Source organism: Streptomyces fractus (assembly GCF_049844455.1).
GTDB lineage: Bacteria > Actinomycetota > Actinomycetes > Streptomycetales > Streptomycetaceae > Streptomyces > Streptomyces fractus.
On sequence record NZ_JBMYHI010000002.1, the window covers coordinates 1,807,018 to 1,832,989 of the forward strand.

Genomic DNA, 25,972 nt, shown 5'->3' on the forward strand with positions numbered 1-25,972 from the left:
GCCTGTGTGGGGCCGGGTTCGACGGGTGTGGCGAACATGCGACCGACCGTTGCATGCAGGGACGCCGCGTCGCGGCGGAGGGTTGCCCGCCGCTTCGGTCTGGCCACGTCGCTCTGTCCCGCGCTTCCCATCAGGCGCGCCTCCTGGTGGTGCCGCGGGTGGCGCCGCGCACGACGGTGCGGGTGTCGAGACCGGACAGGCCGCGCACGGCGACGTACGCCTTCTCGTGTCCGGGCAGCGAGACCCGGCCGCGGAGCACGGCCTCGGGGTCGCGCTCGATGCGGTCGAGCAGCCGGCGGTAGATGCCGGCCATGGCGGCGACGCAGGCGCCGGAGCGGCGGTCGAGCATGGGAAGGAGGCGGTAGCCCTCGGCGAACAGGGCGCGGGCGCGCCGCACTTCGAAGTGCACGAGCCCGGCGAAGTCCGAGCCGGCCGGCGGCACGGGCCCGTGGAACCCGGCGGAGCAGCCGAACTTCGCGAGGTCGTCGGCGGGCAGATAGGTGCGCCCGTCGGTGGCGTCCTCGCGCACGTCGCGAAGGATGTTGGTGAGCTGCAGCGCGAGGCCGAGCGTGTCGGCCAGCTCGGGCGCCCGCTCGACGCCGCGCGCCCCCGGTTCGGTGCCGAACACGCCGAGGGAGACCCGCCCGATGGCGCCCGCGACGCACCGGCAGTAGACCTTCAGGTCGTCCCAGGTCTCGTAGGTCTCGCCGCGCAGGTCCATCAGGACGCCGTCGATCAGCTCGTCGAGCGCGTCGAGCGGGATCGGGAAGCGGCCCGCGGCGTCGGCGAGGGCGACGGCCACCGGGTCGGTGTCGTCCTCCTCGACCTTGCCGTCCTGGACGCGGCCGAGCAGCGCCCTGGTCTCGTCGAGCCGGTGCGCCTTGATGTCGGGCTCCAGGCCGCCGTCGCCGATGTCGTCGACGCGGCGCGAGAACGCGTACAGCGCCGACATGGCGCGCCGCTTCGCGGTCGGCAGCAGCCGGATCCCGTAGGCGAAGTTGCGGGCCTGTTGCCCGGTGACGGTCTCGCAGTAGCTGTATGCGGCGAGCACCGGCGCCGACACGGTCTGGTCAGACTCCACGGTCTTGCTCACCCCTCTCCTCGCAGAGTCGCGCCCACCTCGCGCAGCAATCGCGCCTTGGTGGGTTTGGGCGGTCCCGAAAGCACGTCGTACGAAACGGCGGTGATCGCGTGGACCGCCGCCTTCCCCCCTGCGACGAACCCTGCCAGCAGCAGCTTCAGCCTGCCGTGGACGCTACCCACCAAGGGGGTGCCTTCATTCAGCAGGTTCAGGGCGCGTTCGGCCTCGTACGCGACCAGCGCGCGCACCGATGCGCCCGCGGTCGGCGCGGCGAGGTCCGTTTCGTCGACGTGGAACTTCTTCAGGTCTTCGGCCGGCAGGTAGATCCGGTCGCGCTCCAGGTCCTCGGCCACGTCCTGGAGGTGCTCGACGATCTGGAGCCCGGTGCAGACCGCGTCCGAGAGGCGGATGCGCTCGGGGGTCGCGGTGCCGGTGATGGCGAGGACGAGGCGGCCGACGGGGTTGGCGGACAGCTCGCAGTAGGCGAGCAGGTCGTCGTACGTCTCGTAGCGCGTGACCAGCTGGTCCTGGCGGTTCGCGGCGATGAGGCCGAGGAAGGGGTCGGGCGTCAGCGAGCGGCGGCGGACGGTGGGCTGGAGGGCCTTCAGGAGCGGGTGGCGGGGCGGGCCGTCGGAGCCGTCGGAGCCGTCGAAGACGCGGCGCAGGTCGGCCTCGAAGGCGTCCAGCATCGCGAGCCGGTCGTGCGCCCGATCGGGTGAGACACCCAGGAAGCGGGCGTCCGCGCCGCCGGGGGCGAGGTCGCCGTCGCCGATGTCGTCGACGAGGCGCGCGAAGCCGTACACGGCCATCAGGTCGTCGCGCCAGGCCCGGGGCAGGAAGAAGGGGGCCACCGGGAAGTTCTCCTCGGCGGCCTTGTCGAGGGTGGCGCTCACCGGGCTCGCTGTTTCATCAGGGCTCTCGGGGCGCACTCGGGGGTGCGCGCTCACCGGGTGCGGCCCGCTTCCCCGAGGACGGCGAAAGCCTCGCGGAGCTGGAGAGTTTCCATAGCCATTGCCGTCACAACTCCCGTTCTACACTGCGGACCCAATGCATCCCATTTCGGACACGCCGCCCGGCCGCCCACGCGGCCGCCCAGCCCGCGGGGGCCGGGATGTCGCGCCTTATCGCCCCACATGCCGCGATTGAGGCCGGTACAGCTTACGTTGTACAACGCCCGCCCTCACGTCGGGGTGTTCTGCACATCACAACAACACACCGATTGACGCCAAGATTCCTTCAGGGCAAGGAAGTTGACCTGTCCTTGACCGTGATCGTCAATTACTTGGTGCCTACAGGCATATCAGAGGCCCCACCGGACGGAAGCCGGTGGGGCCTCATATGACGTGGTCCAGAGGCGGGCGGTTACTTGCCTGTGAACTTCTCGTACTCCTTGAGTACCTCGGCCGTCGGACCGTCCATACGCAGTTCCCCGCGCTCCAGCCACAGGACGCGGTCACAGGTGTCGCGGATGGACTTGTTGTTGTGACTCACCAGGAAGACGGAACCGGCCTCCTGGCGCAGCTCGCGGATGCGGGCCTCGGAGCGCTTCTGGAACTTGCGGTCGCCGGTGGCCAGGGCCTCGTCGATCATCAGCACGTCGTGGTCCTTGGCGGCCGCGATGGAGAAGCGCAGACGCGCGGCCATGCCGGACGAATAGGTCCGCATCGGCAGCGTGATGAAGTCGCCCTTCTCGTTGATGCCGGAGAAGTCGACGATGTCCTGGTAGCGCTCCTTGATCTCCTCGCGGGACATGCCCATGGCGAGACCGCCGAGGATGACGTTGCGCTCGCCCGTGAGGTCGTTCATCAGGGCCGCGTTCACGCCGAGCAGCGAGGGCTGGCCGTTCGTGTAGACCTTGCCCTTCTCGGGCGGCAGCAGGCCCGCGATGGCGCGCAGCAGGGTCGACTTGCCGGAGCCGTTCGACCCGATGAGGCCGATGGCCTCGCCGCGGTACGAGGTGAAGGAGACGCCCTTGACGGCGTGCACCTTGCGCACGCCGCGCTCGTCGCCGCGCTTGACGATCCGGCTGAGCGCCGAGGTGGCGCTGCCCTTGCCGGTCTTGGCGCCGTTGACGCGGTACACGATGTGCAGCTCGTCGGCGATGACCGTCGGGATGTGGGAGTCGGTGGTCTTGTCGGATTCAGCCACGGCCGTAACGCTCCTCTGCCTTCCAGAAGTAGATGAAGCCGCCGACCGCGACGACCAGGGCCCAGCCCAGCGCGATGAACCAGACGTGGTCCGGCAGGTTGCCCCGGTCGTACCCGTCGATGAGCGCGAAGCGCATCAGGTCCATGTAGACCGCGGCCGGGTTCCACTGCAGGAGGTCCGTGACCCAGGGCGCGACGTCCTTGTCCGCGAGCATCGTGGGAATGGAGAACATGACGCCCGAGGCGTACATCCACGTACGCATGACGAACGGCATCAGCTGCGCGAGGTCCGGGGTCTTCGAGCCCGCCCTGGCCATGATCAGCGCCAGTCCCGTGTTGAACAGGAACTGCAGGGCCAGGATCGGCACGATGAGCAGCCAGGACAGCGACGGGTAGCTGCCGAAGGCGATCGCGATGACGAACAGCACGATCATCGAGAACAGCAGCTGCTGGAGCTGCTGGAGCGCGAAGGAGATGGGCAGCGAGGCGCGCGGGAAGTGCAGCGCGCGCACCAGGCCGAGGTTCCCGGAGATCGCGCGGACGCCCGACATCACCGAGGACTGCGTGAAGGTGAAGACGAAGACGCCCGTCACCAGGAACGGGATGAAGACGTTCTGCCCCATGCCACGGTCGGTGCCGAGCAGCTTGCCGAAGATGAAGTAGTAGACCGCCGCGTTCAGCAGCGGCGTCGCCACCTGCCACACCTGGCCGAGCTTCGCCTGGCTGTACTGGGCGGTCAGCTTCGCCCGCGAGAAGGCGAGGATGAAGTGGCGCCTGCCCCACAGCTGCCGTGCGTACTCGAACAGGCCCGGTCGGGCCCCGCTGACGGTCAAGCCGTACTTGGCGGCGAGTTCGCGCCGGGAGAGCCCGTCATCGGGCGACGGGGTCGCGGTCACCGCGACTCCGGCGTCATGCGTTGTCTCACTCACAAGAGGAACTTTCGTCTTCAAATGCACGGCCTGCCGTCAGGCACGAGCTTGTCAGATGACAGGGGGTCGGCCCAGTCGGGTAAGCCGCCACACGGTACGCCACTTCATGGGACGCCTGGGCCCGCAGGGGGTCGTCCAGCCTTCCTTGAAGCCGCCGAGCCAGGCCTTCAGCGCCGGGCCCGAGGGGCGGCGGGCCAGGGTGAGCAGCAGCCAGACGCCGAGGTACACGGGCACCAGGAGCGCGGGCAGATTGCGGCGGGCCAGCCAGACCCGGTTGCGGGCCACCATGCGGTGGTAGACCGCGTGCCGGGACGGGGCCGTGGTGGGGTGGTGCAGCACCATGTCGGCGCGGTAGTCGATCATCCAGCCCGCGTCGAGGGCACGCCAGGCAAGGTCGGTCTCCTCGTGGGCGTAGAAGAACTCCGCGGGCAGCGGTCCCGCCTCGGCGATGACCCGCGTACGGACGGCGTTGGCGCCGCCCAGGAAGGTCGTCACGCGCGAGGAGCGCATCGGGTCGGCGGCGCGCAGGCGCGGCACGTGCCGGCGCTGGGTCTCGCCGGTGTCCGGGTCCGCGATGCGGAAGCTGACGATGCCGAGCTTCGGGTCGGCGGCGAAGGCGGCGCGGCACTTCTCCGCGGTGTCCGTGAGCGGCAGCAGCCCGTCGTCGTCCAGGAACATCAGGAGGTCGACGTCGGAGCCGGAGGGCCCGAAGGCCTCGATGCCGACGTTGCGTCCGCCGGGGATGCCGAGGTTCTCGGGCAGCTCGATGGTGCGGACGCCTTCGGGGACGTCCGGGACCGGGGAGCCGTTGCCGACCACGACCACCTCGACCGGGTCGCCGTCCTGCTTGGCGACCGAGTCGAGGAGGGCGCGCAGTTCGGCCGGCCGGTTGCCCATGGTGATGACAACCGCGCCGACCTTCAACTGCTGTGTCCCGGCGCTCACTTGAGCCTGCTCGAAGCGAGGATGGACACGAGGTGGAGCAGGGTCTGCAGGAGCGCGATGCCCGCGAGGACGGCCACGCCCAGGCGCGAGAAGAACAGGTCGCCCCGGATCTGGTCCACGACGGACAGGACCAGGATGAGGAGCGTCGCCTCGATGCCCAGGATCAGCCGGTGGAACTTCAGCATGGCCGCGGCCCGGCGGGCCAGGGCCATGCCGGAGGAGCGCATCTCGGACGCGGACTCCTTGACCTGCTCCTTGCCGCCGGCCGCGCGGGCCAGGCCCACGAGGTCCGTCTCGGCCTTGATCAGGATGGCGCCGAGCGCGGCGAGCGTGCCGAGGAATGCCCACAGCCAGTCGATGCGGCCGGAGCCGAACAGGTCGGCGGCGCGCAGCCCGAAGCCGACCAGGACGGCCGCGTCGGTCAGGTACGCGCCGACCCGGTCCATCCACACGCCGGTCAGCGAGTACTGCTTGCGCCAGCGCGCCACCTCGCCGTCGACGCAGTCGAGCAGCAGGTACAGCTGCACCGCGACGACACCGAGGACCGCGCCCCAGATGCCCGGCACCAGGAGCGCGGGCGCCGCGAGGACACCGCAGACGGTCATCAGGTAGGTCAGCTGGTTGGGCGAGACCTTGGTGTTCACCAGGTGGCGGTCCACACGCAGCGACAGTTCGCGCATGTAGAGCCGGCCCATCCAGTGCTCACCGCTCCTGCGGTCCTTCACCCCGGCGGGGTGAACGACCGGGCGGAGTTCAGCTACCGATGGCTTTTGCATAGTCGGCGTAGGCGTCCCTGATCTGATCGGTGGAGAGGTCGAGGTGCTCGAGGATCGTGAAGCGGCCCGGACGGGTCTGCGGAGCGAACTCCACGACCTTCACGAACTCGTCCACGGTGAAGCCGATCTCATCCGGCAGCACCGGCAGGCCGTGCCGGCGCAGCACCTCGGCCATGTACACGGACTGCTCGCGGGCACCGCGCAGGTGCATCGCGAACGCCGCGCCCAGGCCGCACTGCTCGCCGTGGCTGGCGGCGCGCTTGGGGAAGAGGAGGTCGAAGGCGTGGTTGATCTCGTGGCAGGCGCCGGAGGCGGGCCGCGAGTCACCGGAGACCGACATGGCGATACCGGTGAGGACCAGGCCCTCGGCGAGCACCTGGAGGAAGTCGTCGTCGCCGACGCCGCCGGGGTGGCGCAGGACCGCCTCGCCCGCCTGGCGTGCCATGGCGGCGGCCAGGCCGTCGATGTCCTCGCCGCGCTCGCGGGCGCCCAGCTCCCAGTCCGCGACCGCGGAGATGTTGGAGAGGGCGTCGCCGATCCCGGAGCGCACGAAACGCACCGGGGCCTCGCGGATGATGTCGAGGTCGATCACGACGCCGATCGGGTTCGGCACACCGTAGGAGCCGCGGCCCGCGTCGTTGTCGAGGGTCGCGACGGGCGAGCACAGGCCGTCGTGCGACAGGTTCGTCGCGACGGCGACCAGCGGCACGCCGACGCGCGCGGCCGCGAACTTCGCACAGTCGATGATCTTGCCGCCGCCGAGGCCGACCAGGGCGTCGTAGCGCCCGGCCTTCTTGACGTCGTCGGCGAGCTTGATCGCGTCGTCGATGGTGCCGCCGCCGACCTCGAACCACTCGGCGCGGGGCAGCGAGGGCTCGAGGCGGGCCCGCAGGGCGGCGCCCGAACCACCGCTGATCGCGATGGCCAGGCGCCCCGTGGACGACGAGATCCTCTGGTCGGCGAGGACCTTGGCCAGGTCGTCGAGCGCCCCCGGCCGAATGTCGACGACGACCGGCGAGGGAATGAGTCTCGTCAGTACTGGCACGCGATCTCCCGGCCCTTGGCGAGGTCGTCGTGGTTGTCGATCTCGACCCACGGGACATCGCCGATGGGCGCGACGTCGACCTTGAAGCCGCGGTTCACGAGCTCCTGGTAGCCGTCCTCGTAGTACAGCTGCGGGTCACGCTCGTACGTGGCCTTCAGGGCGTCGGCCAGCTCGTCGGCGGCCTCGCCCTCGATGAGGGTGACGCCGATGTACTCGCCGGTGGCCTCGGAGGGGTCCATCAGCTTCGTGATCTTCTGGACGCCCTTGTCGGGGTCCACGACGACCTTCATCTCCTCCTCGCCCAGATCCTTGACCGTGTCGAGCGCGAGGATGATCTTCTTGCCTTCGCCGCGGGCGGCAAGCAGCGTCTTCTCCACGGAGACCGGGTGCACGGTGTCGCCGTTGGCGAGGATCACCGTGTGCTTCATGGCGTCACGGCCGCACCACAGGGAGTAGGCGTTGTTCCACTTCTCGGCCACGTCGTTCTCGATGAGCGTGAGCTTCAGGCCGTACTTCGCCTCGAGCGCGGCCTGGCGCTCGTAGACGACCTCCTTGCGGTAGCCGACGATGATGCCGACCTCGGTGAGACCGATCTCCGCGAAGTTCTTCAGCGTGAGGTCGAGTACGGAGAGCTCGTTCTCGGTCCCCTCGCCCACGACGGGCACGAGCGCCTTGGGGAGCGTCTCGGTGTAGGGACGGAGCCGGCTGCCGGCGCCGGCGGCCAGGACGAGGCCGATCATGCGGGTTCTCCTTCATCGTGTACGGCGGGCGCTCCGCGCTGAGCGGAGGCGACCCAGAAACGGATGCTCTCTGCGAGCACCACGAGTGCCACGGCCACGGCGAGCACCGTGAGCGCGACGGGGAAATCTGTGGGGCCGAGCAGCGCGGCGAGGACCGTGACCACCAGGGTCCGGCCTTCGTGCCCGCCGATCGTCCGCACAAGCCAGTGCGGCGGCGCCCCGGCGTTGCCGCGAATGCGGTACACCGTGTCGTAATGATGGTAGGCGACCGCGCCGACAAGCCCGAAGGCCGCGGGCAGCGCCCCCTGTACGTCCGCGCGGGCGGCGAGGACGAGGATCGCGAGGTACTCGCCGGCCCGGAAGATCGGGGGCACGAGCCAGTCGAGGGAGCCCTTGAGGGGGCGGGAGACCGCGAGGCCCGACGTGACGCAGTACACGGCGGCGGCCAGGATCGGCCAGCCGCTGCCGACGTCCGTGAGGGCGCTCACAGCGACGACCGCGGCGGCACCGACGGCGGCGAGCACGGGGGCGGCCTTCGCCTTGAGGGTCTTCCCGATCACCTCGGCGAGCGGGCCGGAGTCGGCGAGATCGGCGAGCGCCTGCGCGGCCCGGTCCGTGCGGCGCGCCCTGCGGGTCAGCGAGCGCAGGACGCGGCCCGCGGTCGTGTAGCAGGCGGCGAGCGCGCAGCCGATGAGCAGCATGTAGAACGTGATGCGCGGGGTGGTCAGCGCGGTGAAGAGAGCGATCAGCGCCCAGCGTTCACCGATCGGCAGCACGACCATGCGGCGGGCCCAGACGGTCCAGCCGACGGAGTCGAGCTTGCCCGAAAGCGACGCGGTGGGGCTGGCCCCCGCCAATTCACCCAGCGCCTCGGCGTCGTGGTTCGCCTCGTTGAACGAGAAGTCGATCACGTGCCGCCCGGTCTGCAGCACCATCGCGCCGAGGGCGAGGGCCCAGACGTCGTCCCCGGCGCCCGCGTTGGCGGCGCCGAGCGCGAGGCCCGCGTAGTAGGCGTACTCCTTGGCCCGGTCGAACGTCGCGTCCAGCCAGGCGCCCATCGTCGAGTACTGCAACGAGTAGCGGGCGAGCTGCCCGTCGGTGCAGTCCAGGACGAAGGAGGCGAGCAGCAGGACGCCCGCCGCGACGAACCCGACGCGCGTGCCGGTCGCCGCGCAGCCCGCCGCGATCAGGGCGACGAGCAGCGACGCGGTGGTGACCTGGTTCGGGGTCAGGCCGCGGCGTGCGCACCAGCGCGCGATGTAGCGGGAGTACGGGCTGATGCAGTGGGTCGTGAAGAAGCCGTCGCGCGCCTTGACCGCCGTACGCAGCCGGATCGCCTCGTCGTCGACCGCGGCGAGGGCCTGGCGGGCCTCGTTGCGGGTCTGCGGGTCGGCGGGCACCGCGGCGACGAGCTCGCCGAGTTCGGGGCGGTGCACGTCGGTGCCGTCCGCCTCCAGGCTCTTGGCCACGACGTCCGGGTCGACGCCGGTCCGCGCGACCGCGCGGGTCAGCGCCTGGCGGGCGGCGGGCTGCGCGGTGAGCGCGCCGGGGATCGCCGCCGCGGGAAAACGCGGGTCGGTCAGGCCGAGACGCAGGGCGTGGACATGGCCCACGAAGCCCGCGTCGACGACCGCGACCCGCTGGTCGCCGGGGACGGCGGCGAGCGCCGCTTCGGCGTCCGCGGCGTCCGGGGCGAGCCGCACGTCGAAGCCGAGTGCCCGCAGATCGCCCTCCAGGGACGATCCGGGAACCGGCGATCCGGTGACGATGGCGGTCGACAGACGAACTCACTCCTTGGGTGCCGACGCGGGGGCGCGCCGGGCTCATGCATGGTGGGGTGCCCGGCGCGGCCAGGGGCTGCGCCGGGTGGCCCGTCGTCCGCCCGAAGGGCGGGCGTCACGGCGTCTGGTGCGTGCGATCGCAAGGCGCCGGAAGGTCCCGGTAGCGGAGCTACTCGGGCCTTTCGGCAACACAGCGAGCGCGCGTGCCACACGCCGCGACGCAGGCGGGCCACCCGGCGCGGTCCCTGAGGCGCGGCCGGGCGGCATGTCGGCAGAGGCTATCGGATGGCGCAACCGGGTGTTCGCTGCCCGTTTACCGACCGATTGGCCCCTGTCTCATGCGGTCCGCGCAGGGCCGACCGCGCGCTCATCATTGACGATCAAGTACTCGGGCCACAAACCAGGGGCCGCCCGGGCCCGTAACCGGGGGTAGCAGGTAACGCGAACCGGCCAGATGCCGGTTCGGTCATAGGGTGGTGCGCCATGACGTGGCTGATCACCGGCGGAGCCGGATACATCGGGGCCCATGTGGCGCGGGCTATGACGGAAGCGGACGAGCGGGTCGTCGTCCTCGACAACGTGACCTCGGGGGTGCCCGAGCGGCTTCCCGAGGCGATCCCGCTGGTCCGCGGCTCGGCGCTGGACACCGAGTTGGTGGCCCGGGTGTGCGCGGAGCACGAGGTGACGGGCGTGATCCACCTCGCCGCGCACAAGCAGGTCGGCGAGTCGGTGGAGAAGCCCGAGCTGTACTACCGGGACAACGTGGGCGGGCTCGCCACCCTCCTGGAGGCGGTCGCGTCCGCCGGGGTGCGCCGCTTCGTGTTCTCCTCGTCGGCGGCCGTCTACGGCAACACGGATGTGGGCCTCATCACCGAGTCCACGGCCACCGAGCCCGTGAACCCGTACGGCGAGACGAAGCTGGCGGGCGAGTGGCTGGTGCGGGCGGCCGGGCACGCGCACGGCATGGCGACGGCCTGCCTGCGCTACTTCAACGTGGCGGGCGCCGCCGCGCCCGAGCTCGCGGACATCGGCGTCTACAACGTGATCCCGATGGTCTTCGACCGGCTGTCGCGCGGCGAGGCCCCGCGGATCTTCGGCGACGACTACCCGACCCCGGACGGCACCTGCGTACGTGACTACATTCACGTCGCCGACCTCGCCGAGGCGCACGTTGCGGCGGCCCGCCGGCTGTCCGTGCCCGGCGCGAGCGGTGACCTGACGCTCAACATCGGCACCGGGCAGGGCGCCTCCGTGCGCGAGCTGATCGACCTGATCGCGGAGGTGTCCGGGGACCACACCCCCGCGATCGTCGAGCCGCGCCGCCCCGGCGACGCGCCGCGCGCGGTCGGCTCCTCGGCGCTCGCCGAGAAGGAGCTCGGCTGGAAGGCGCGGCGCGCGGTGCGCGAGATGGTCGAGTCGGCCTGGGCCGGCTGGTGTCTGCGGCACCCCGAGGCGACCGGTAAGTGATCACCGCGGCGCCCTGACCTGCGTACAAGCGGTACATCGTTTCCGCAGGTCAGGGCACATGACAACGGTGTTCACCGCCATGTTTGCGGATACCCCCTACCCGTAGTTCACTGTGATCGTCGCTCCCGACCAGGGCGTCGCGCCGGATCGATACGTAGGGGGTTTTCGATGGGCCTCGGGCACGATCACGACCACGGGCACAGTCACGGACCGACGACCGGGACGGCCGCCGCCGCGCACCGCGGGCGGCTGCGTGTCGCCCTGTCGATCACGCTGACGGTGATGGTGGTGGAGATCATCGGCGGCATCGTCGCCGACTCGCTCGCCCTGATCGCCGACGCCGCCCACATGGCGACCGACGCGCTCGGCCTCGCGATGGCCCTGATCGCGATCCACTTCGCCAACCGCCCGGCCAGCGACCAGCGCACCTTCGGCTACGCGCGCGCCGAGATCCTCGCCGCGCTCGCCAACTGCCTGCTGCTGCTCGGCGTCGGCGGCTATGTCCTGTACGAGGCGATCGAGCGGTTCATGGAGCCGGCCGAGACGGCGGGCGGGCAGACGATCGTCTTCGGCCTGATCGGCCTGGTCGCGAACATGATCTCCCTGTCCCTCCTGGTGAAGGGCCAGCAGGAGAGCCTGAACGTGCGCGGCGCCTTCCTTGAGGTGGCCGCCGACGCGCTCGGCTCCCTCGCGGTGCTGATCTCCGCCGTGATCATCCTGACCACCGGCTGGCAGCCCGCCGACCCGATCGCCTCGCTCGTCATCGGCCTCATGATCGTCCCGCGTACGGTGAAGCTGCTGCGCGAGACGTTGAACGTGCTGCTCGAATCGGCCCCCAAGGGCGTCGACATGGCGGAGGTCAGGGCCCACATACTGGCGCTGCCCGGCGTCGAGGACGTGCACGACCTGCACGCCTGGACGATCACCTCGGGGATGCCGGTGCTCTCGGCGCACGTGGTCGTCAGCACGGAGATGCTGGGCTCGATCGGCCACGAGAAGATGCTCCACGAGCTGCAGGGCTGCCTCGGCGACCACTTCGACGTGGAGCACTGCACGTTCCAGCTGGAGCCCACCGGGCACGCCGAGCACGAGGCGCGACTGTGCCACTGAGCGACGCCCCTTCACTCAAAGGTTCATGGTTTGACCGACGACACGACGCACACGTGGCATCCGCGCCCTGAGACCGGGGCCGACCGGGCGGCCGTGCACGCCGTCAACGCCGCCGCCTTCCCCACCGAGGCCGAGGCCGACCTCGTCGACGCCCTGCGCGCCGACCGGGACGCGTGGCTCGAGGGGCTCGCCTACGTGGCCGAGGCCCCGGACGGCACGGTCGCCGCGTACGCGCTGATCACCCGCTGCACCGTGGACGGCGCGCCCGCCGCGGCGCTCGCGCCCTGTGCCGTGCTGCCGGGATACCAGCGCACCGGGGCCGGTTCGGCCGTCGTCCGTGCGGTGCTGGACGCGGCACGCGCGCGTGGAGAGCGACTTGTGCTGGTGCTCGGACACCCGGAGTACTACCCGAGGTTCGGCTTCACGCCCGCCTCCGGGTACGGCATCCGGCCGGGTTTCGAGGTGCCGGACGAGGCGATGATGGCCCTCGTTCTGGATGAAAGCGACGATTCCGGGCGACTCCCGCGGGGCACGATCACCTACCCGGCCGCGTTCGGCGTCTGACCCGACGCCTACGGTTGTTCCGCCCGGCCGCCAGGCCGGCCGGGACTTGCGGGACACGGACAGCGCGGGGGCTGTCGGTCCCGTACGGCAGACTTGGTTCGAGGACCGAAACGAAGGATGGGTATGCCGATCACACCTGCCCCCACGACGAACAGCTCGTCGAACGGCACCGCGGAAGCGATCTTGCTGGAACTCGTCGACGAGGACGGCAGGACGATCGGCACGGCGGAGAAGCTCGCGGCGCACCAGCCGCCCGGGCAGCTGCACAGAGCGTTCTCCGTGTTCCTCTTCGACGAACAGGGCCGACTGCTGCTCCAGCAGCGGGCGCTCGGCAAGTACCACTCCCCCGGCGTCTGGTCGAACACCTGCTGCGGCCACCCGTACCCCGGCGAGGCCCCGTTCGCGGCGGCCGCGCGGCGCACCTTCGAGGAGCTCGGCGTCTCCCCGTCCCTGATGGCCGAGGCCGGCACGGTGCGCTACAACCACCCGGACCCGGAGTCGGGCCTGGTGGAGCAGGAGTACAACCACCTCTTCGTGGGCCTCGTGCAGGCGTCACTGGACCCCGACCCGGAGGAGGTCGGGGCGACGGCGTTCGTGACGGCCGACGAGCTGGCCGAGCGGCACGCCAAGGACCCGTTCTCGGCGTGGTTCATGACGGTCCTCGACGCGGCGCGGCCCGCGGTCAGGGAGCTGACAGGCCAGTCGGCGGGTTGGTGACCGTCTCGGGCTTGAGGGGCAGGGCGGCCCAGATCACCTTGCCCCCGCTCGCGGTTCCCGCGACGTCGCAGACGCCGCCCGCCTCCGCGGTGATCTCGCGGACGAGCAGCAGGCCGCGGCCGCCGGTCTGACCGCTGGTGGCCTCGAGTGCGGTGGGCTTGTAGGGGTGTTCGTCCTCCACGGACACCCGCACCCACTCGGGCCCCACGGCGACCTCCACGGCGAGCATCGGCGACACCACGGCGGCGTGCTTCACCGCGTTCGTGACGAGCTCGGAGACGATCACGAGCAGCCCGTGCACCAGGTCGTCCGGCGCGGGCACGCCCTGCCGGGTGAGCAACTCCCGCACCGCGCGCCGGGCCTGCGGCACGGAGGCCTCGACCGCCTGCGTCGTGAACCGCCACACTCCCTCGTACGGGAGCGGCCCGTCCGCGGGAAGATCGGGGGGCGCTCCCCCGCTGCCCTGAGGACGTGGGCGGGACTCCCGCCCGTGGTCGCTCATTGTCAGGTCGCCGCCCTTGCGCTCGATTGTCACCACGCTTCGAGTGTTGGGAATCACCTGCTCCGGGCCGTACTACTGACCAGAAGTCAGCAGGTATCGACGACATTTGACCGTTGATGGCCGAGCGGGCCAGAGAGTTGATCGCTCGTGACCTCATTGCGCCCGACTTACACCTTCTTAAGCTTGTTCTACGAACTGCCCGACACGCCGAGCGCGTTGGCCGCCGGGCTAGCATCCCGCCCATGTCTTCCGTCTCTCCGTCGCAGCTCACGCACGCCGTCGCCGACGGCGTCGCGACCGTCGTGATCGACCATCCGGCCAAGCGCAACGCCATGACCGACGCCATGTGGGCGTCCCTGCCGCCGCTCCTCGAACGGCTCGCGGCCGATCCGGAGGTACGGGTTCTCGTGCTCACCGGAGCCGGGGACACGTTCTGCGCCGGGGCCGACATATCGACTCTCGGGGAGGGCGCGGCGCAGGGGCTCGCGGTCGCGGCGGAGGACGCGCTCGCCGCCTTCCCGAAGCCGACGCTCGCCGTGGTGCGGGGGTTCTGCGTGGGCGGCGGCAGCCAGTTGGCGGCGGCCTGCGATCTGCGCTTCGCCGCCGAAGGCGCGCGGTTCGGGGTGACCCCGGCCAAGCTCGGGATCGTCTACCCGGCCTCCTCCACGCGCCGCCTCGCCGCGCTGGTGGGCCCGGCGACGGCCAAGTACCTGCTGTTCTCGGGTGAGTTGATCGGGGCGGAACGGGCGCTGCGCACCGGGCTCGTGGACGAAGTGCTGCCCGAGGACGGACTGGCCGGGAGGGTCGCCGAGTTCACCGGCACCCTCGCCGCCCGCTCGCAGCTCACGCAGGCCGCGGCGAAGGAGTTCGTGACGGGTCGCACGGACCGGGACGCGTACTGGGCCGAGCAGGCGCGCGCGGGCGGCGAGAGCGCGGAGGGCGTCGCCGCGTTCCTGGAGCGGCGGGTGCCGGAGTTCGGGTGGACGGTGGGGTCAGCGCCTACCGCAGGATGAACCGGCTCTGCGCACGGAACCTCTCGACGAGGTGCGCGGGCGCCTTGTGCGGCGCCCCCGCGTCGTAGGGCGGCTGCGGATCGTACTCGGTCAACAGCTGTACGGCCTGGGCGTGTTCGTCGCCCGCGATCCGCCCTACGAGGGTGAGGCCCATGTCGATGCCGGCCGACACCCCGGCGGCGGTGACGTACTTGCCCTCGGTGACCACGCGCTCCCCTGTCGGCTCGACGCCGAACCCCGCCAGGGCGTCGAGGGCCAGCCAGTGCGACGCGGCGCGCCGGCCCTTCAACAGGCCCGCCGCGGCAAGGAGCAGGGACCCGGTGCACACGGACGTCGTCCAGGTGCTGTGGGCGTCCGCCGCGCGCAGCCAGTCGAGCAGCACCCGGTTCTCCATCTGGTCAGACTGCCCCGGCCCGCCGGGCACGACGACGACGTCCGGGTTCGGCACCTCGTCGAATGCCTTGTCTGCGACGAGAGCGAGGGCCCCGGTGTCGGTGCGGACGGGGCCGGGCCGCTCGGCGACGAACACCACCTCGGCGTCGGGGAGGCGTACGAGAGTCTCGTAGGGCCCGATGGCGTCGAGGGCGGTGAAACGTTCGTAGAGGGCGATGGCGATCTGCATGGGACGGCCTTTCGGACGGGTCGGGCGGGCGATGGTCAGCCCAGTGGCGCGTGGAATCGGCGGCGGTACTCCGCCGGGGGTGTGCCGAGGGTCTTGAGGAAGGCGCGGCGCATCGCCTCCGGGGTGCCGTAGCCGCTGGCGCGGGAGATCTCCTCCACACCGTCCGCGGTGTCCTCCAGGAGGCGGCGGGCGTGTTCCACCCGGACGCGTTCGACGTACTTGCCCGGCGTGAGTCCCGTCTCCGACTGGAACGCGCGGGCGAACTGGCGGGGCGAGAGACGGGCACGGCTTGCGAGGGACTCCACGGCGAGGTCGTCGTCGGGGTGCTCGGTGATCCACTGCTGGACCTCGCGGAGCGGCTCACGACGGGCGGTCTGGGCGGACAGCTGCGCGCTGAACTGGGCCTGGTTGCCCGGCCTCCGGAGGAAGACGACGAGGTGGCGGGCGACCGTCAGCGCGACGTCCCGGCCGGGGTCCTCCTCCACGAGCGCCAGGGCGAGGTCGATGCCCGCAGTGACGCCCGCGGAGGTCGCCACGTTCCCGTCGCGTACGTAGATGGGGTCCGGGTCCACGTCGACCTCCGGGTGGTCGCGGGCGAGGCGGTCGCAGTACGCCCAGTGGGTCGTGGCGCGGCGACCGTCGAGGAGCCCGGCGCGGGCGAGCAGGATCGCCCCGGTACAGACCGAGACGAGCCGCTCCGCGCACGGGGCCCGCTCCCGCAGCCAGTCGATCAGGTGCGGGTCGGGGGCGCGGGTGCCCCGGCCGCCGGGGACGAGCAGGGTGTGCGCGGCCGGGGCGTCGGCGAGGGCGTGGTCCGGGACCAGGGTGAGGCCGCTGGAGGTGCGGACCGGCGCCCCGTCGGGCGACGCGGTCCTGATCCGGTACCCGGCCCCGTCGCCCGCGGCGAGCGCCGCGCCAGAGAAGACCTCGACCGGGCCCGTGACGTCGAGGTTCTGGACGTTGTCGAAGACGAGGACCAGGACGGTGTGCGGCGGCATGCGGGTCATTCTTCGGCGGCAGTCGCATGGCTGCAATGACGAATACCCCACCTTTTCTGCCATGGCCCGGCGCCCGGTACTGCCATCCGTACCGACCGGTCGGTAACGTGGGCGCATGACTTCGGACACCCGCCTGCGTGCCGCCCGCCACTGCCACAACGTGCTCAATCCGTTCCACTCGACGCACTACTTCTCGCCCGACCTCGGCAAGGAACTGGCCGCCATCGGCGTGAAGGACTCGCGCGCGGCCTATTTCGCGGCGCGCTCCGCGCCCATGGGGGCCGTCGGCGCCGGGACCGTGAGCGCCGCGTTCTACAACTTCAAGCACGAGCTGGTGGCCCGGCACGTACCGGCCGTGTGGGAGACCGCGTCCCCTGAGGCGGTGCTCGCGGCACGCGCGCGTGCCGTCGACTCGACGCTGCGCCGCCTGCTGGGCGAGGAGGCGCTCGCCTCCAAGGAGATGGCCGAGGCCGCCGAGCTCGCCCTGCGCGCCACCGAGGCGTGCACCCGACACGCCCGCCCCCTGTACGCCGCCCACGCCGACCTCGACGTCCCGGAGGCGCCGCACCTGGCGTACTGGCACGCCGCGACGCTGCTGCGCGAGCACCGCGGCGACGGCCACATCGCGGCGCTGCTCGGCGCCGAACTCGACCCGGTCGAGGCCCTCGTGAGCCACGTCGCGACCGGCAAGGGCATGGCCCCGAAGTGGCTGCTCGCCACGCGCGGCTGGGACAAGGCCGAGTACGACGCGGCCGCCGAGCGCCTTCGCGCGCGTGGACTGCTCACCGCCGACGAGGAGTTGACGCTCACCGAGCAGGGCGCGACGCTGCGCGCCGAGCTCGAGCACCGGACCGACGCGCTCGATCGCGCCCCCTACGAGCACCTCGGCGAGGCGGGCCTCGCCCGGCTCACCGAGCTGGCGACGGTCTTCGTCGGCGCGGCACTCGGCAACGGCGCCTTCCCCGCGGACCTGATCGGCAAGGCCGCCTGAGGACTCATCCGACGCGGGCGAGGTACTCGTGTGTCCCGGCCATGGATGTGGCCGGGACACACGAGAGGAGAAACCGCATGTTCCGTGCCATCGCCGACATTCTGCGTCAGATCGCCGGCGCCATCGCGACCGTCGTGACCTTGCCGTTCCGGGCGCTCGCCCGGCTGTTCGGCGGAGCCTCCCGGTCCGGCCGCGCGCACCGCGTCTGACCTCCCTGATCCCCGAGTGTCGGTGCCACCTGCCACAATTGCGGCGCAACCTCAGTCGACATAGGCGGTACGGGATCGTGGCGACACCCACAGTTGGCACCACTGCTGGATCCGGGCTCGGGTCCATCGAGAGCAGGATTGCCGAGGAACTAGGCGTACGGGAGCGGCAGGTGAAGGCCGCGGTCGAGTTGCTCGACGGCGGCGCGACCGTGCCCTTCATCGCCCGCTACCGCAAGGAGGCGACGGAGTCCCTCGACGATGCCCAGCTGCGCACCCTGGAAGAGCGGCTGCGGTATCTGCGCGAGCTGGAGGAGCGGCGCACCGCCGTCCTCGACTCGGTGCGCGAGCAGGGCAAGCTGACCGAGGAGTTGGAGGCGCAGATCCGCGCCGCCGACACCAAGGCGCGCCTGGAGGACATCTATCTGCCCTTCAAGCCCAAGCGCCGCACGAAGGCGCAGATCGCGCGCGAGGCGGGGCTCGAGCCGCTGGCGGAGGGGCTGCTCGGCGACCCGTCGGTGGAGCCGCAGGCCGCCGCCGCCGCGTTCGTGGACGCCGAGAAGGGCGTCGCGGACGCGCAGGCCGCGCTCGACGGGGCCCGCGCGATCCTCACCGAGCGCTTCTCCGAGGACGCCGACCTGATCGGCGAGCTGCGTGAGCGCATGTGGGGGCGCGGCCGGCTCGCGGCGAAGGTGAAGCCCGGCAAGGAGGAGGCGGGCGCCAAGTTCGCCGACTACTTCGACTTCGCGGAGCCCTTCACCGAGCTGCCCTCGCACCGCGTCCTCGCGATGCTGCGCGGCGAGAAGGAGGACGTGCTGGAGCTCGTCCTGGAGCCGGAGGAGCCGGCCGCCGCGGAGGACCGCGACGCCACGTCCTCGTACGAGCCGATCATCGCCGACCGGTTCGGGGTCCGCAATCAGGGCCGTCCCGGCGACAAGTGGCTTCAGGACACGGTCCGTTGGGCCTGGCGCACGCGCATCCTGGTGCACCTCGGCCTCGACCTGCGCACCCGGCTGCGCACGGCCGCCGAGGACGAGGCGGTCAAGGTGTTCGCGGCGAACCTGCGCGACCTGCTGCTCGCCGCCCCCGCGGGCACGCGCGCGACGCTGGGGCTCGACCCCGGTTTCCGTACGGGTGTGAAGGTCGCGATCGTCGACGCCACCGGCAAGGTCGTCGCCACCGACGTCATCCACCCGCACGTCCCGGCCAACCGCTGGGACGAGGCGATCGCCAAGCTCGCGAAGCTCTCCAAGGAGCACGCGGTCGACCTGATCGCGATCGGCAACGGCACGGCGTCCCGCGAGACCGACAAGCTCGCCGGTGAACTCATCGCCAAGCACCCGGAGTTGAAGCTCACCAAGGTGATGGTGAGCGAGGCGGGCGCCTCGGTGTACTCGGCGTCGGCCTTCGCCTCGCAGGAGCTGCCCGACATGGACGTCTCGCTGCGCGGGGCCGTCTCCATCGCGCGGCGCCTCCAGGACCCGCTCGCCGAACTGGTCAAGATCGACCCGAAGTCCATCGGTGTCGGTCAGTACCAGCACGACCTGAGCGAGGTGAAGCTGTCCCGTTCGCTCGACGCGGTGGTCGAGGACTGTGTGAACGGTGTCGGGGTGGACGTGAACACCGCCTCCGCGCCGCTCCTCGCGCGCGTGTCCGGCATCGGCGCGGGGCTCGCGGAGAACATCGTGACGCACCGCGACTCCAACGGCCCGTTCACCAACCGCAAGGGCCTCAAGGACGTGGCGCGCCTCGGCCCGAAGGCGTACGAGCAGTGCGCGGGCTTCCTGCGGATCCGCGGCGGCGACGACCCGCTGGACGCGTCGTCCGTGCACCCGGAGGCGTACCCGGTGGTGCGCCGGATGGCGAAGTCGACCGGCGGCGAGGTCGCCTCGCTGGTCGGCGACACGGGGACGCTGCGCTCGCTCAAGCCGGCCGACTACGTGGACGACACGTTCGGCCTGCCGACCGTCACCGACATCCTGAAGGAGCTGGAGAAGCCGGGGCGCGACCCGCGGCCCGCCTTCAAGACGGCCACCTTCAAGGAGGGCGTCGAGAAGATCGGCGACTTGGAGCCGGGGATGATCCTGGAGGGCGTCGTCACCAATGTGGCCGCCTTCGGGGCGTTCATCGACATCGGCGTGCACCAGGACGGGCTCGCGCACGTCTCGGCGTTGTCCCGTACGTTCGTCAAGGACCCGCGGGACGTCGTGAAGTCCGGCGACATCGTGAAGGTGAAGGTCCTCGATGTCGACGTGCCGCGCAAGCGGATCTCGCTGACGCTGCGCCTCGACGACGGGGCCTCCGGCGGGGGCGGGGGGCGTGGTGAACGCGGCGAGCGGGATCGCGGTCCGCGGGGTGAGCGGGGTAGCGATCGGAAGCCGCCGCGGCAGTCCCGGCAGGGTGCCTCCGGCGGTGGCAAGAGTGGCGGCAAGGGGAAGCCCGTTGCCGCGCCGGCCAACTCGGCGATGGCGGACGCGTTGCGTAAGGCGGGGCTGGCGTAGGCACCCGAGGTTGATGTCTGCGGGAACTGTGCGCCCCATCGTGGCTGGGCGCGCAGTTCCCCGCGCCCCCAAACGACACGGCCCCGTGCCCCCCAAACGGGTCGACCGTGGGTGGGCGCGCCCCTCAGACCTCGGTCACCTTTCCCTCCGTCACCTCGAGGCGGCGGGTCGTCTGGACCGCGTCCAGCATCCTGCGGTCGTGGGTGACCAGGAGGAGGGTGCCCTCGTAGGTCGACAGTGCCGACTCCAGTTGCTCGATCGCCGGGAGGTCGAGGTGGTTCGTCGGCTCGTCCAGGACCAGGAGGTTGACGCCTCGGCCCTGGAGGAGGGCGAGGGCCGCGCGGGTGCGTTCGCCCGGGGAGAGGGTGGCCGCGGGGCGCAGCACGTGGTCCGCCTTGAGGCCGAACTTGGCGAGCAGGGTGCGGACTTCGGCCGGTTCCGTGTCGGGGACGGCCGCGCCGAAGGCGTCGAGCAGCGTTTCCGGGCCGTGGAACAGGGCGCGGGCCTGGTCCACTTCGCCGACGACCACGCCCGAACCCAGCGTCGCGTGGCCGGAGTCCAGGGGGACGCGGCCGAGCAGCGTGGCGAGCAGGGTGGACTTGCCCGAGCCGTTCGCGCCGGTGATCGCGACGCGGTCCGCCCAGTCGATCTGGAGCGTCACGGGTCCGAACGAGAAGTCTCCGCGGCGTAGTTCGGCGTCCCGCAGCGATGCCACGACCGCGCCCGAGCGGGGCGCCGCCGCGATCTCCATGCGCAGTTCCCACTCCTTGCGGGGCTCGTCCACGACGTCGAGGCGCTCGATCATCTTCTGCGTCTGCCGGGCCTTCGCGGCCTGCTTCTCGCTCGCCTCGCTGCGGAACTTGCGGCCGATCTTGTCGTTGTCGGTGGCCTTGCGCCGCGCGTTCTTGACGCCCTTGTCCATCCAGGTGCGCTGCATCTGGGCGCGGCCCTCCAGGGCCGACTTCTTGTCCGCGTACTCCTCGTACTCCTCGCGCGCGTGGCGGCGCGCGACGTCGCGCTCCTCCAGGTAGGCGGCGTACCCGCCGCCGTAGAGGTTGATCTCCTGCTGCGCGAGGTCGAGTTCGAGGACCTTGGTGACGGTGCGGGTGAGGAACTCACGGTCGTGGCTGACGACGACGGTGCCGGCGCGCAGTCCGCGCACGAAGGTCTCCAGGCGGTCCAGGCCGTCCAGGTCGAGGTCGTTGGTCGGCTCGTCGAGGAGGAAGACGTCGTAGCGGGACAGGAGGAGGGAGGCGAGTCCGGCGCGGGCCGCCTGGCCGCCGGACAGCGACGTCATCGCCTGGTCGAGGCCGACGTCCAGACCGAGTTGTTCCGCGACCTCCTCGGCGCGCTCGTCCAGGTCGGCGCCGCCCAGGGCCAGCCAGCGCTCCAGGCTCGTGGCGTACGCGTCGTCGGCGCCGGGTGCGCCGTCGACGAGGCCCTGCGTGGCCTCGTCCATGGTGCGCTGCGCCTCGGTCACGCCGGTGCGGCGGGCCAGGAACTCGCGGATCGTCTCGCCGGGGCGCCGGTCGGGCTCCTGCGGGAGGTGGCCGACGGTGGCGGTCGGCGGGGAGAGCCGTACGTCTCCCTCCTCGGGGGTGGTGAGGCCGGCGAGGAGGCGCAGGAGCGTGGACTTTCCGGCTCCGTTGGCGCCGACGAGGCCGATGACGTCGCCGGGGGCGACGACGAGGTCCAGACCGGAGAAGAGGGAGCGGTCACCGTGTCCCGCGGCGAGATTCTTGGCTACGAGCGTTGCAGTCATCAGGGGGGTGATCCTACGTGGGGGTGCGGATGCGGGGCAGCTTGGCATTTCAAGCCCCTCCGGCGATTGAGGAGCGGGGTTCGGGGCGGAGGCCCCGGGAGCGGAACCACGACGCCCGGAAAGAGACCTGTCACCGTTCCATCCGGGCCACCAGCACGCTCCCCGTCGTTCGTGCCACGAGGAAGCACTGGCCCCTCGTCGCCCTGCTGTCGAGCGGGATTCGGTGGCGCCCCGGGTCCAGGACCGCGTCGAGGACGTCCTGCGTGTGCGCGCGGTAGAGGCGGTCGATGCGGTACGCCGTGATGCGGACGCGGCACGTCGAGGTGACCTCCACGCCCGCCTCGCCGTCGGCGGCGACCAGCCGCGTCAGCCGGCGCTGAGCCAGCGGGCCGCGGTCCAGCGCGCTCTCGATCTGCGCCACCAGGAGCGGGACGATCGGCGCGTAGCCGTCCACGTAGGCGACGTCGGCTCCGGCCCTCTCGAACTCGCCGCGTACCGCCGCCCGTTGCTCGTCCTCCACCGCCCGGCCGAAGGCCACCACCGCGTACGTGCGCAGCTCCTCGGGCGGTACGCCGGACGCGTCGTGCGTGATGTCCGCGCCGACCCCGATGGTGCGCAGCGCCGCCGCGAGCCGGGCGAGGACGGCGACGCGGGCGCCGATCAGCAGCACCTTGCGGCGCGGCGGCACGTGCGGGCCCTCGCCGCTCAGCAGCCGGCCGAGCACGTCCCGGTACTCGGCGGCGCGGAAGCGGAACGGGCCGATGCCGTGATAGCCGTTCAGCTCCAGGTCGACCCGCTCGTCGGTCTGCCAGGCGAAGTCCCGCCACACATAGGCCCCGGCCGCCTCATCCCCATCCGCACCCGCACCCCCATCCGCATCCGCATCCGCATCCGCATCACCCTCCCGTTCGATCACCGCCGTCACCGCACCGCACTCGATCCCCTCGCACTCCGGGCACCCGTAGATCACGCAGCGCCCGCCGGGCAGCGGCGCCTCCGCCTCCAGGAGCAGGCGCTTCACGTGGTGCGCGAAGATCGCGGGCGGGATGTCGGCGGCGAGCGGGGACACGGCGTCCAGGTCGGAGAGCTGGAAGAGCAGCGGGCGGCCGTCGACGATGAAGTCGACGAAGTCCCGGTGGACCTGGTAGTCCCCGTCCGCGAGGACGCCCCCGGCGCGCATCGCCGGTGCCAGGCCGAAGGTCGCGCAGTCGTCTGCTGCCATGGGGCGAGTATTCCCGCCCATTCCCGCCGTGAGCGCTGCATGACGCATTCCGCCTGCGTCCGTTAGCGTCCATGGATGATCAGTGACAGTGGCAGCGGCAGTGAAGTGATCGTGGTCGGGGGCGGGGTCATCGGCATGACCACCGCCCTGGAACTCGCGCGGCGCGGGCGCCCGGTGCGCGTGTGGTCGCGTGACGTCGCCGAGCGCACGACATCGGCGGTCGCGGGCGGCCTGTGGTGGCCGTACCGGATCGACCCGATAGCGAAGGTGGGCGCGTGGTCGCTGCGCTCGCTCAGGCGGTACGAGGAGTGGGCGGCGCGCCCCGAGGAGACCGGGGTGCGCCTGGTCGACGGCGTGCACGGGGACTCGCGTCTGGAGGGGCTCGGCGCATGGGCGACGGAGGTGTCGAGCCTGCGTGACACCCCGCAGGGTCTCGCCGCGCGTCTTCCGCTGATCGACATGCCCGCCCATCTGGCGTGGCTGCGTGGGCAGTTGACCCAGGCGGGCATCACCGTCGAGGCGCGCACCGTGGCCTCCCTCGACGAGGCGCTCGACGCCGCGCCGACCGTCGTGAACTGCACGGGGCTCGCGGCCCGCGAACTGGTGCCGGACGACTCCGTGCGCCCGGTGCGCGGCCAGCTGGTGATCGTCGAGAACCCGGGTGTCGACACGTGGTTCACCACCGTCGACCCCGCCTCCGACGGGACGACGTACTTCCTGCCGCAGCCGGGGCGCCTGCTGCTCGGCGGCACCGCCGAGGACGACGCGTGGTCGCTCGACCCGGACCCGGCCACCGCCGAGGAGATCGTGAAGCGCTGCGCCCAGGTGCGCCCCGAGATCGCGGGCGCGCGGATCCTCGACCACCGCGTGGGCCTGCGCCCGGCACGCCCTGCCGTGCGCATCGAGCGTGAGGCCAGGGGCGACGGGCGGGTGCTGGTGCACAACTACGGGCACGGCGGCGCCGGGGTGACCGTGGCGTGGGGCTGCGCCGAGGAGGCGGCGGGGCTGGTCGAGGCCGGCTGAGCGGGGAACGGGTCGGGGGCGCGGCCCGCATCGGACCGCGCCCCCATACCGGTACGTACCGCCTCACATGCCGGCACGTACCCCGCCTCATATGCCGTGCGTACCGTCTCAGTCGTCGTGGTGCTTGCCGATCGGGTCGCCCTCGGTCTCCAGGCTGCTGCCGGGGCCGATGCGGATCTCGAACTCGCCGCCGTACTTCTCATGACCGGCGACGACCGCCTGCTCGACGACCTCGATGCCCATCTCGCCGCGGACCATGAGCGGGTCCTGGCGCAGGTCGCGCAGGAGCGCCCAGCACATGCCGATCATGACGATGACGAACGGTGCCGCCACGAGGATCGTCAGGTTCTGCAGGCCGGTGAGCGCGTCCCCGGAACCGTTGCCGATCATCAGCATGATCGCGCCGACCGCACCGGTCACGACGCCCCAGAAGACGACGACGAACTTTCCGGGTTCGAGCGCGCCCTTCTGCGAGAGCGTGCCCATGACGATCGACGCCGCGTCCGCGCCGGACACGAAGAAGATGCCGACGAGAATCATCACGAGCAGTCCCGTCACCGAGGCGATCGGGTACTCCTGAAGCACACCGAAGAGCTGGGTCTCCGGAGTGTCCGCCCCCTTGAGGGCGCCGCCCTCCTTGAGGCTGATCGCCGAACCGCCGAAGATCGCGAACCAGATCAGGCTGACCGTCGAGGGCACGAGGATGACGCCGCCGACGAACTGACGGATCGTCCGGCCCTTGCTGATGCGCGCGATGAACATGCCGACGAACGGCGACCAGGAGATCCACCAGGCCCAGTAGAAGACGGTCCAACTGCTCAACCAGTCGGCGACGCCCTTGCCGCTGGACGCCTCGGTGCGGCCGATGAGCTGCGGGAAGTTGTCGAGGTATGCGCCCAGCGAGGTCGGCAGCAGATCCAGGTTCATGATCGTCGGGCCCGCGATGAACACGAAGACCACCAGGAGCAGCGCGAGCACCATGTTGATGTTCGACAGCCACTGAACGCCCTTCTCCACACCGGAGATGGCGGAGAAGACGAACGCGACGGTCAGCACCGCGATGATCGAGACGAGCAGCCCGGTACTGACGTCGTCCATCCAGTCGGCCGCCTGGAACCCGGCCCCGATCTGGAGGGCGCCGAGTCCGAGGGAGGCGGCCGAGCCGAACAGCGTCGCGAAGATCGCGAGGATGTCGATGACCCGGCCCCACGCCCCGTGCGCGTGCTTCTCACCGATGAGGGGCACGAAGACGGACGAGATGGTCTGCCGCCTGCGGCGCCGGAAGGTGCTGTAGGCGATGGCGAGTCCGACGACCGCGTAGATCGCCCACGGGTGCAGCGTCCAGTGGAACAGGGTGGTGGCCATGGCGGTCTCCATGGCCTCGGCGTCGTCGGCCGGGTCGGTGCCCGGCGGCGGCGTCGTGAAGTGCGCGAGCGGCTCGCTCACTCCGTAGAACATCAGGCCGATGCCCATGCCCGCGCTGAACATCATCGCGATCCAGGAGACCGTGCGGAACTCCGGCTCCTCGCCCTCCTTGCCGAGGGGGATCTTGCCGTATCGGCTCATGGCGAGCCAGAGGGCGAAGACCACGAAGCCGGTCGCGGCAAGGACGAACGCCCAGCCGCCGTTGTGCATCAGGCCGCCGAGCAGCGTGTTGGACACGCTCTCGAGATTGTCCGTGGCCACGGCGCCCCAGACCACGAACGCCAGCGTGAGCACGGCGGTGACGCCGAACACGATCCGGTCCGTGGCGGGGCTCTGCTCCGCGGTCGCTCCCTCCTCGGGGACGGGAGTATCGGTGGGGGGTTTCTGAGGGCTTGTCACCCACTA

The 25,972-nt window shown here is 71.3% G+C and carries 24 protein-coding genes; 9 read left to right on the forward strand and 15 right to left on the reverse strand.

Annotation, left to right across the window (positions count from 1 at the left end; genetic code table 11):
* Window positions 1–130 precede the first annotated feature (130 nt).
* The 9 genes from hpnD to ACP4E5_RS10245 all read right to left on the reverse strand — a co-directional run bounded on the left by hpnD (window position 131) and on the right by ACP4E5_RS10245 (window position 9,444).
* Window positions 131–1,093: a presqualene diphosphate synthase HpnD gene (hpnD, locus tag ACP4E5_RS10205; RefSeq protein WP_425827165.1), complete on the reverse strand. Its 963-nt coding sequence runs from the start codon at window positions 1,091–1,093 to the stop codon at window positions 131–133.
* Window positions 1,090–2,010 (reverse strand): squalene synthase HpnC, encoded by a 921-nt coding sequence (hpnC, locus tag ACP4E5_RS10210; RefSeq protein WP_425841181.1) that lies wholly within the window; start codon window positions 2,008–2,010, stop codon window positions 1,090–1,092. The genes hpnD and hpnC overlap by 4 nt, the downstream gene beginning before the upstream one ends.
* A 433-nt stretch (window positions 2,011–2,443) precedes the next feature.
* Window positions 2,444–3,229: an ABC transporter ATP-binding protein gene (locus ACP4E5_RS10215; RefSeq protein ID WP_425827167.1), complete on the reverse strand. Its 786-nt coding sequence runs from the start codon at window positions 3,227–3,229 to the stop codon at window positions 2,444–2,446.
* The gene (locus ACP4E5_RS10220) at window positions 3,222–4,157 is read right to left on the reverse strand and encodes an ABC transporter permease (protein ID WP_425827169.1); all 936 of its coding nucleotides are present in this window, start codon (window positions 4,155–4,157) and stop codon (window positions 3,222–3,224) included. The genes ACP4E5_RS10215 and ACP4E5_RS10220 overlap by 8 nt, the downstream gene beginning before the upstream one ends.
* Before the next feature lie 51 nt (window positions 4,158–4,208).
* Entirely contained in the window at window positions 4,209–5,081 is an 873-nt protein-coding gene (locus ACP4E5_RS10225) for a glycosyltransferase family 2 protein (RefSeq protein ID WP_425841184.1), read from the reverse strand.
* A gap of 17 nt (window positions 5,082–5,098) precedes the next feature.
* Complete coding sequence (locus ACP4E5_RS10230; RefSeq protein ID WP_425827171.1) at window positions 5,099–5,878, reverse strand: CDP-alcohol phosphatidyltransferase family protein; 780 nt, start codon at window positions 5,876–5,878, stop codon at window positions 5,099–5,101.
* Window positions 5,856–6,923 (reverse strand): iron-containing alcohol dehydrogenase family protein, encoded by a 1,068-nt coding sequence (locus tag ACP4E5_RS10235; RefSeq protein ID WP_425827173.1) that lies wholly within the window; start codon window positions 6,921–6,923, stop codon window positions 5,856–5,858. The genes ACP4E5_RS10230 and ACP4E5_RS10235 overlap by 23 nt, the downstream gene beginning before the upstream one ends.
* Window positions 6,911–7,663 carry a phosphocholine cytidylyltransferase family protein gene (locus ACP4E5_RS10240; RefSeq protein WP_425827175.1) on the reverse strand — a complete coding sequence of 251 codons (753 nt, stop codon included), beginning with the start codon at window positions 7,661–7,663 and terminating at the stop codon, window positions 6,911–6,913. The genes ACP4E5_RS10235 and ACP4E5_RS10240 overlap by 13 nt, the downstream gene beginning before the upstream one ends.
* Window positions 7,660–9,444, reverse strand: a complete 1,785-nt coding sequence (locus tag ACP4E5_RS10245; protein WP_425841187.1) for a DUF5941 domain-containing protein — start codon at window positions 9,442–9,444, stop codon at window positions 7,660–7,662. The genes ACP4E5_RS10240 and ACP4E5_RS10245 overlap by 4 nt, the downstream gene beginning before the upstream one ends.
* A gap of 483 nt (window positions 9,445–9,927) precedes the next feature.
* Here ACP4E5_RS10245 and galE point away from each other — a divergent pair, with 483 nt between their 5' ends.
* From galE to idi, 4 genes are all read left to right on the forward strand, one after another.
* Window positions 9,928–10,911, forward strand: a complete 984-nt coding sequence (gene galE, locus ACP4E5_RS10250; protein WP_425827177.1) for a UDP-glucose 4-epimerase GalE — start codon at window positions 9,928–9,930, stop codon at window positions 10,909–10,911.
* 168 nt (window positions 10,912–11,079) lie between these two features.
* Window positions 11,080–12,021, forward strand: coding sequence for a cation diffusion facilitator family transporter (locus ACP4E5_RS10255; protein ID WP_425827179.1), 942 nt, complete (start codon window positions 11,080–11,082; stop codon window positions 12,019–12,021).
* A 30-nt stretch (window positions 12,022–12,051) separates the two neighbouring features.
* Window positions 12,052–12,585 (forward strand): GNAT family N-acetyltransferase, encoded by a 534-nt coding sequence (locus ACP4E5_RS10260; RefSeq protein ID WP_425827181.1) that lies wholly within the window; start codon window positions 12,052–12,054, stop codon window positions 12,583–12,585.
* Between the two features lie 123 nt (window positions 12,586–12,708).
* A complete protein-coding gene (gene idi / locus ACP4E5_RS10265; RefSeq protein ID WP_425827183.1) occupies window positions 12,709–13,302 on the forward strand; it encodes an isopentenyl-diphosphate Delta-isomerase in 594 nt (197 codons plus the stop codon).
* Here the strand turns inward: idi and ACP4E5_RS10270 are convergent.
* Window positions 13,268–13,804, reverse strand: a complete 537-nt coding sequence (locus ACP4E5_RS10270; protein WP_425841190.1) for an ATP-binding protein — start codon at window positions 13,802–13,804, stop codon at window positions 13,268–13,270. The genes idi and ACP4E5_RS10270 overlap by 35 nt on opposite strands.
* Before the next feature lie 242 nt (window positions 13,805–14,046).
* Between ACP4E5_RS10270 and ACP4E5_RS10275 the strand changes: the two genes are divergently transcribed.
* Window positions 14,047–14,817, forward strand: coding sequence for an enoyl-CoA hydratase/isomerase family protein (locus tag ACP4E5_RS10275; protein ID WP_425827185.1), 771 nt, complete (start codon window positions 14,047–14,049; stop codon window positions 14,815–14,817).
* Here ACP4E5_RS10275 and ACP4E5_RS10280 read toward each other — a convergent pair.
* Entirely contained in the window at window positions 14,804–15,439 is a 636-nt protein-coding gene (locus tag ACP4E5_RS10280; protein WP_425827187.1) for a DJ-1/PfpI family protein, read from the reverse strand. The genes ACP4E5_RS10275 and ACP4E5_RS10280 overlap by 14 nt on opposite strands.
* A 35-nt stretch (window positions 15,440–15,474) precedes the next feature.
* Window positions 15,475–16,437: a GlxA family transcriptional regulator gene (locus ACP4E5_RS10285; protein ID WP_425827189.1), complete on the reverse strand. Its 963-nt coding sequence runs from the start codon at window positions 16,435–16,437 to the stop codon at window positions 15,475–15,477.
* A gap of 115 nt (window positions 16,438–16,552) precedes the next feature.
* Here ACP4E5_RS10285 and ACP4E5_RS10290 point away from each other — a divergent pair, with 115 nt between their 5' ends.
* The 3 genes from ACP4E5_RS10290 to ACP4E5_RS10300 all read left to right on the forward strand — a co-directional run bounded on the left by ACP4E5_RS10290 (window position 16,553) and on the right by ACP4E5_RS10300 (window position 20,135).
* Window positions 16,553–17,428, forward strand: coding sequence for an SCO6745 family protein (locus ACP4E5_RS10290; protein WP_425827191.1), 876 nt, complete (start codon window positions 16,553–16,555; stop codon window positions 17,426–17,428).
* Window positions 17,429–17,505: 77 nt separating this feature from the next.
* The gene (locus ACP4E5_RS10295) at window positions 17,506–17,637 is read left to right on the forward strand and encodes an LPFR motif small protein (protein ID WP_267068424.1); all 132 of its coding nucleotides are present in this window, start codon (window positions 17,506–17,508) and stop codon (window positions 17,635–17,637) included.
* A gap of 77 nt (window positions 17,638–17,714) precedes the next feature.
* Window positions 17,715–20,135: a Tex family protein gene (locus tag ACP4E5_RS10300; protein ID WP_425827194.1), complete on the forward strand. Its 2,421-nt coding sequence runs from the start codon at window positions 17,715–17,717 to the stop codon at window positions 20,133–20,135.
* Window positions 20,136–20,259: 124 nt separating this feature from the next.
* Here the strand turns inward: ACP4E5_RS10300 and abc-f are convergent, their stop codons facing one another.
* Window positions 20,260–21,897, reverse strand: a complete 1,638-nt coding sequence (gene abc-f / locus ACP4E5_RS10305; protein WP_425827196.1) for a ribosomal protection-like ABC-F family protein — start codon at window positions 21,895–21,897, stop codon at window positions 20,260–20,262.
* A 130-nt stretch (window positions 21,898–22,027) separates the two neighbouring features.
* Window positions 22,028–23,119, reverse strand: coding sequence for an oxidoreductase (locus tag ACP4E5_RS10310; RefSeq protein ID WP_425827198.1), 1,092 nt, complete (start codon window positions 23,117–23,119; stop codon window positions 22,028–22,030).
* Window positions 23,120–23,194: 75 nt separating this feature from the next.
* On the opposite strand from ACP4E5_RS10310, the gene ACP4E5_RS10315 reads away from it, so the two are divergent.
* Window positions 23,195–24,142, forward strand: a complete 948-nt coding sequence (locus tag ACP4E5_RS10315) for an NAD(P)/FAD-dependent oxidoreductase (RefSeq protein WP_425827200.1) — start codon at window positions 23,195–23,197, stop codon at window positions 24,140–24,142.
* 108 nt (window positions 24,143–24,250) lie between these two features.
* Here the strand turns inward: ACP4E5_RS10315 and ACP4E5_RS10320 are convergent, their stop codons facing one another.
* Window positions 24,251–25,879, reverse strand: a complete 1,629-nt coding sequence (locus ACP4E5_RS10320) for a BCCT family transporter (protein WP_425841193.1) — start codon at window positions 25,877–25,879, stop codon at window positions 24,251–24,253.
* Window positions 25,880–25,972: the final 93 nt, after the last annotated feature.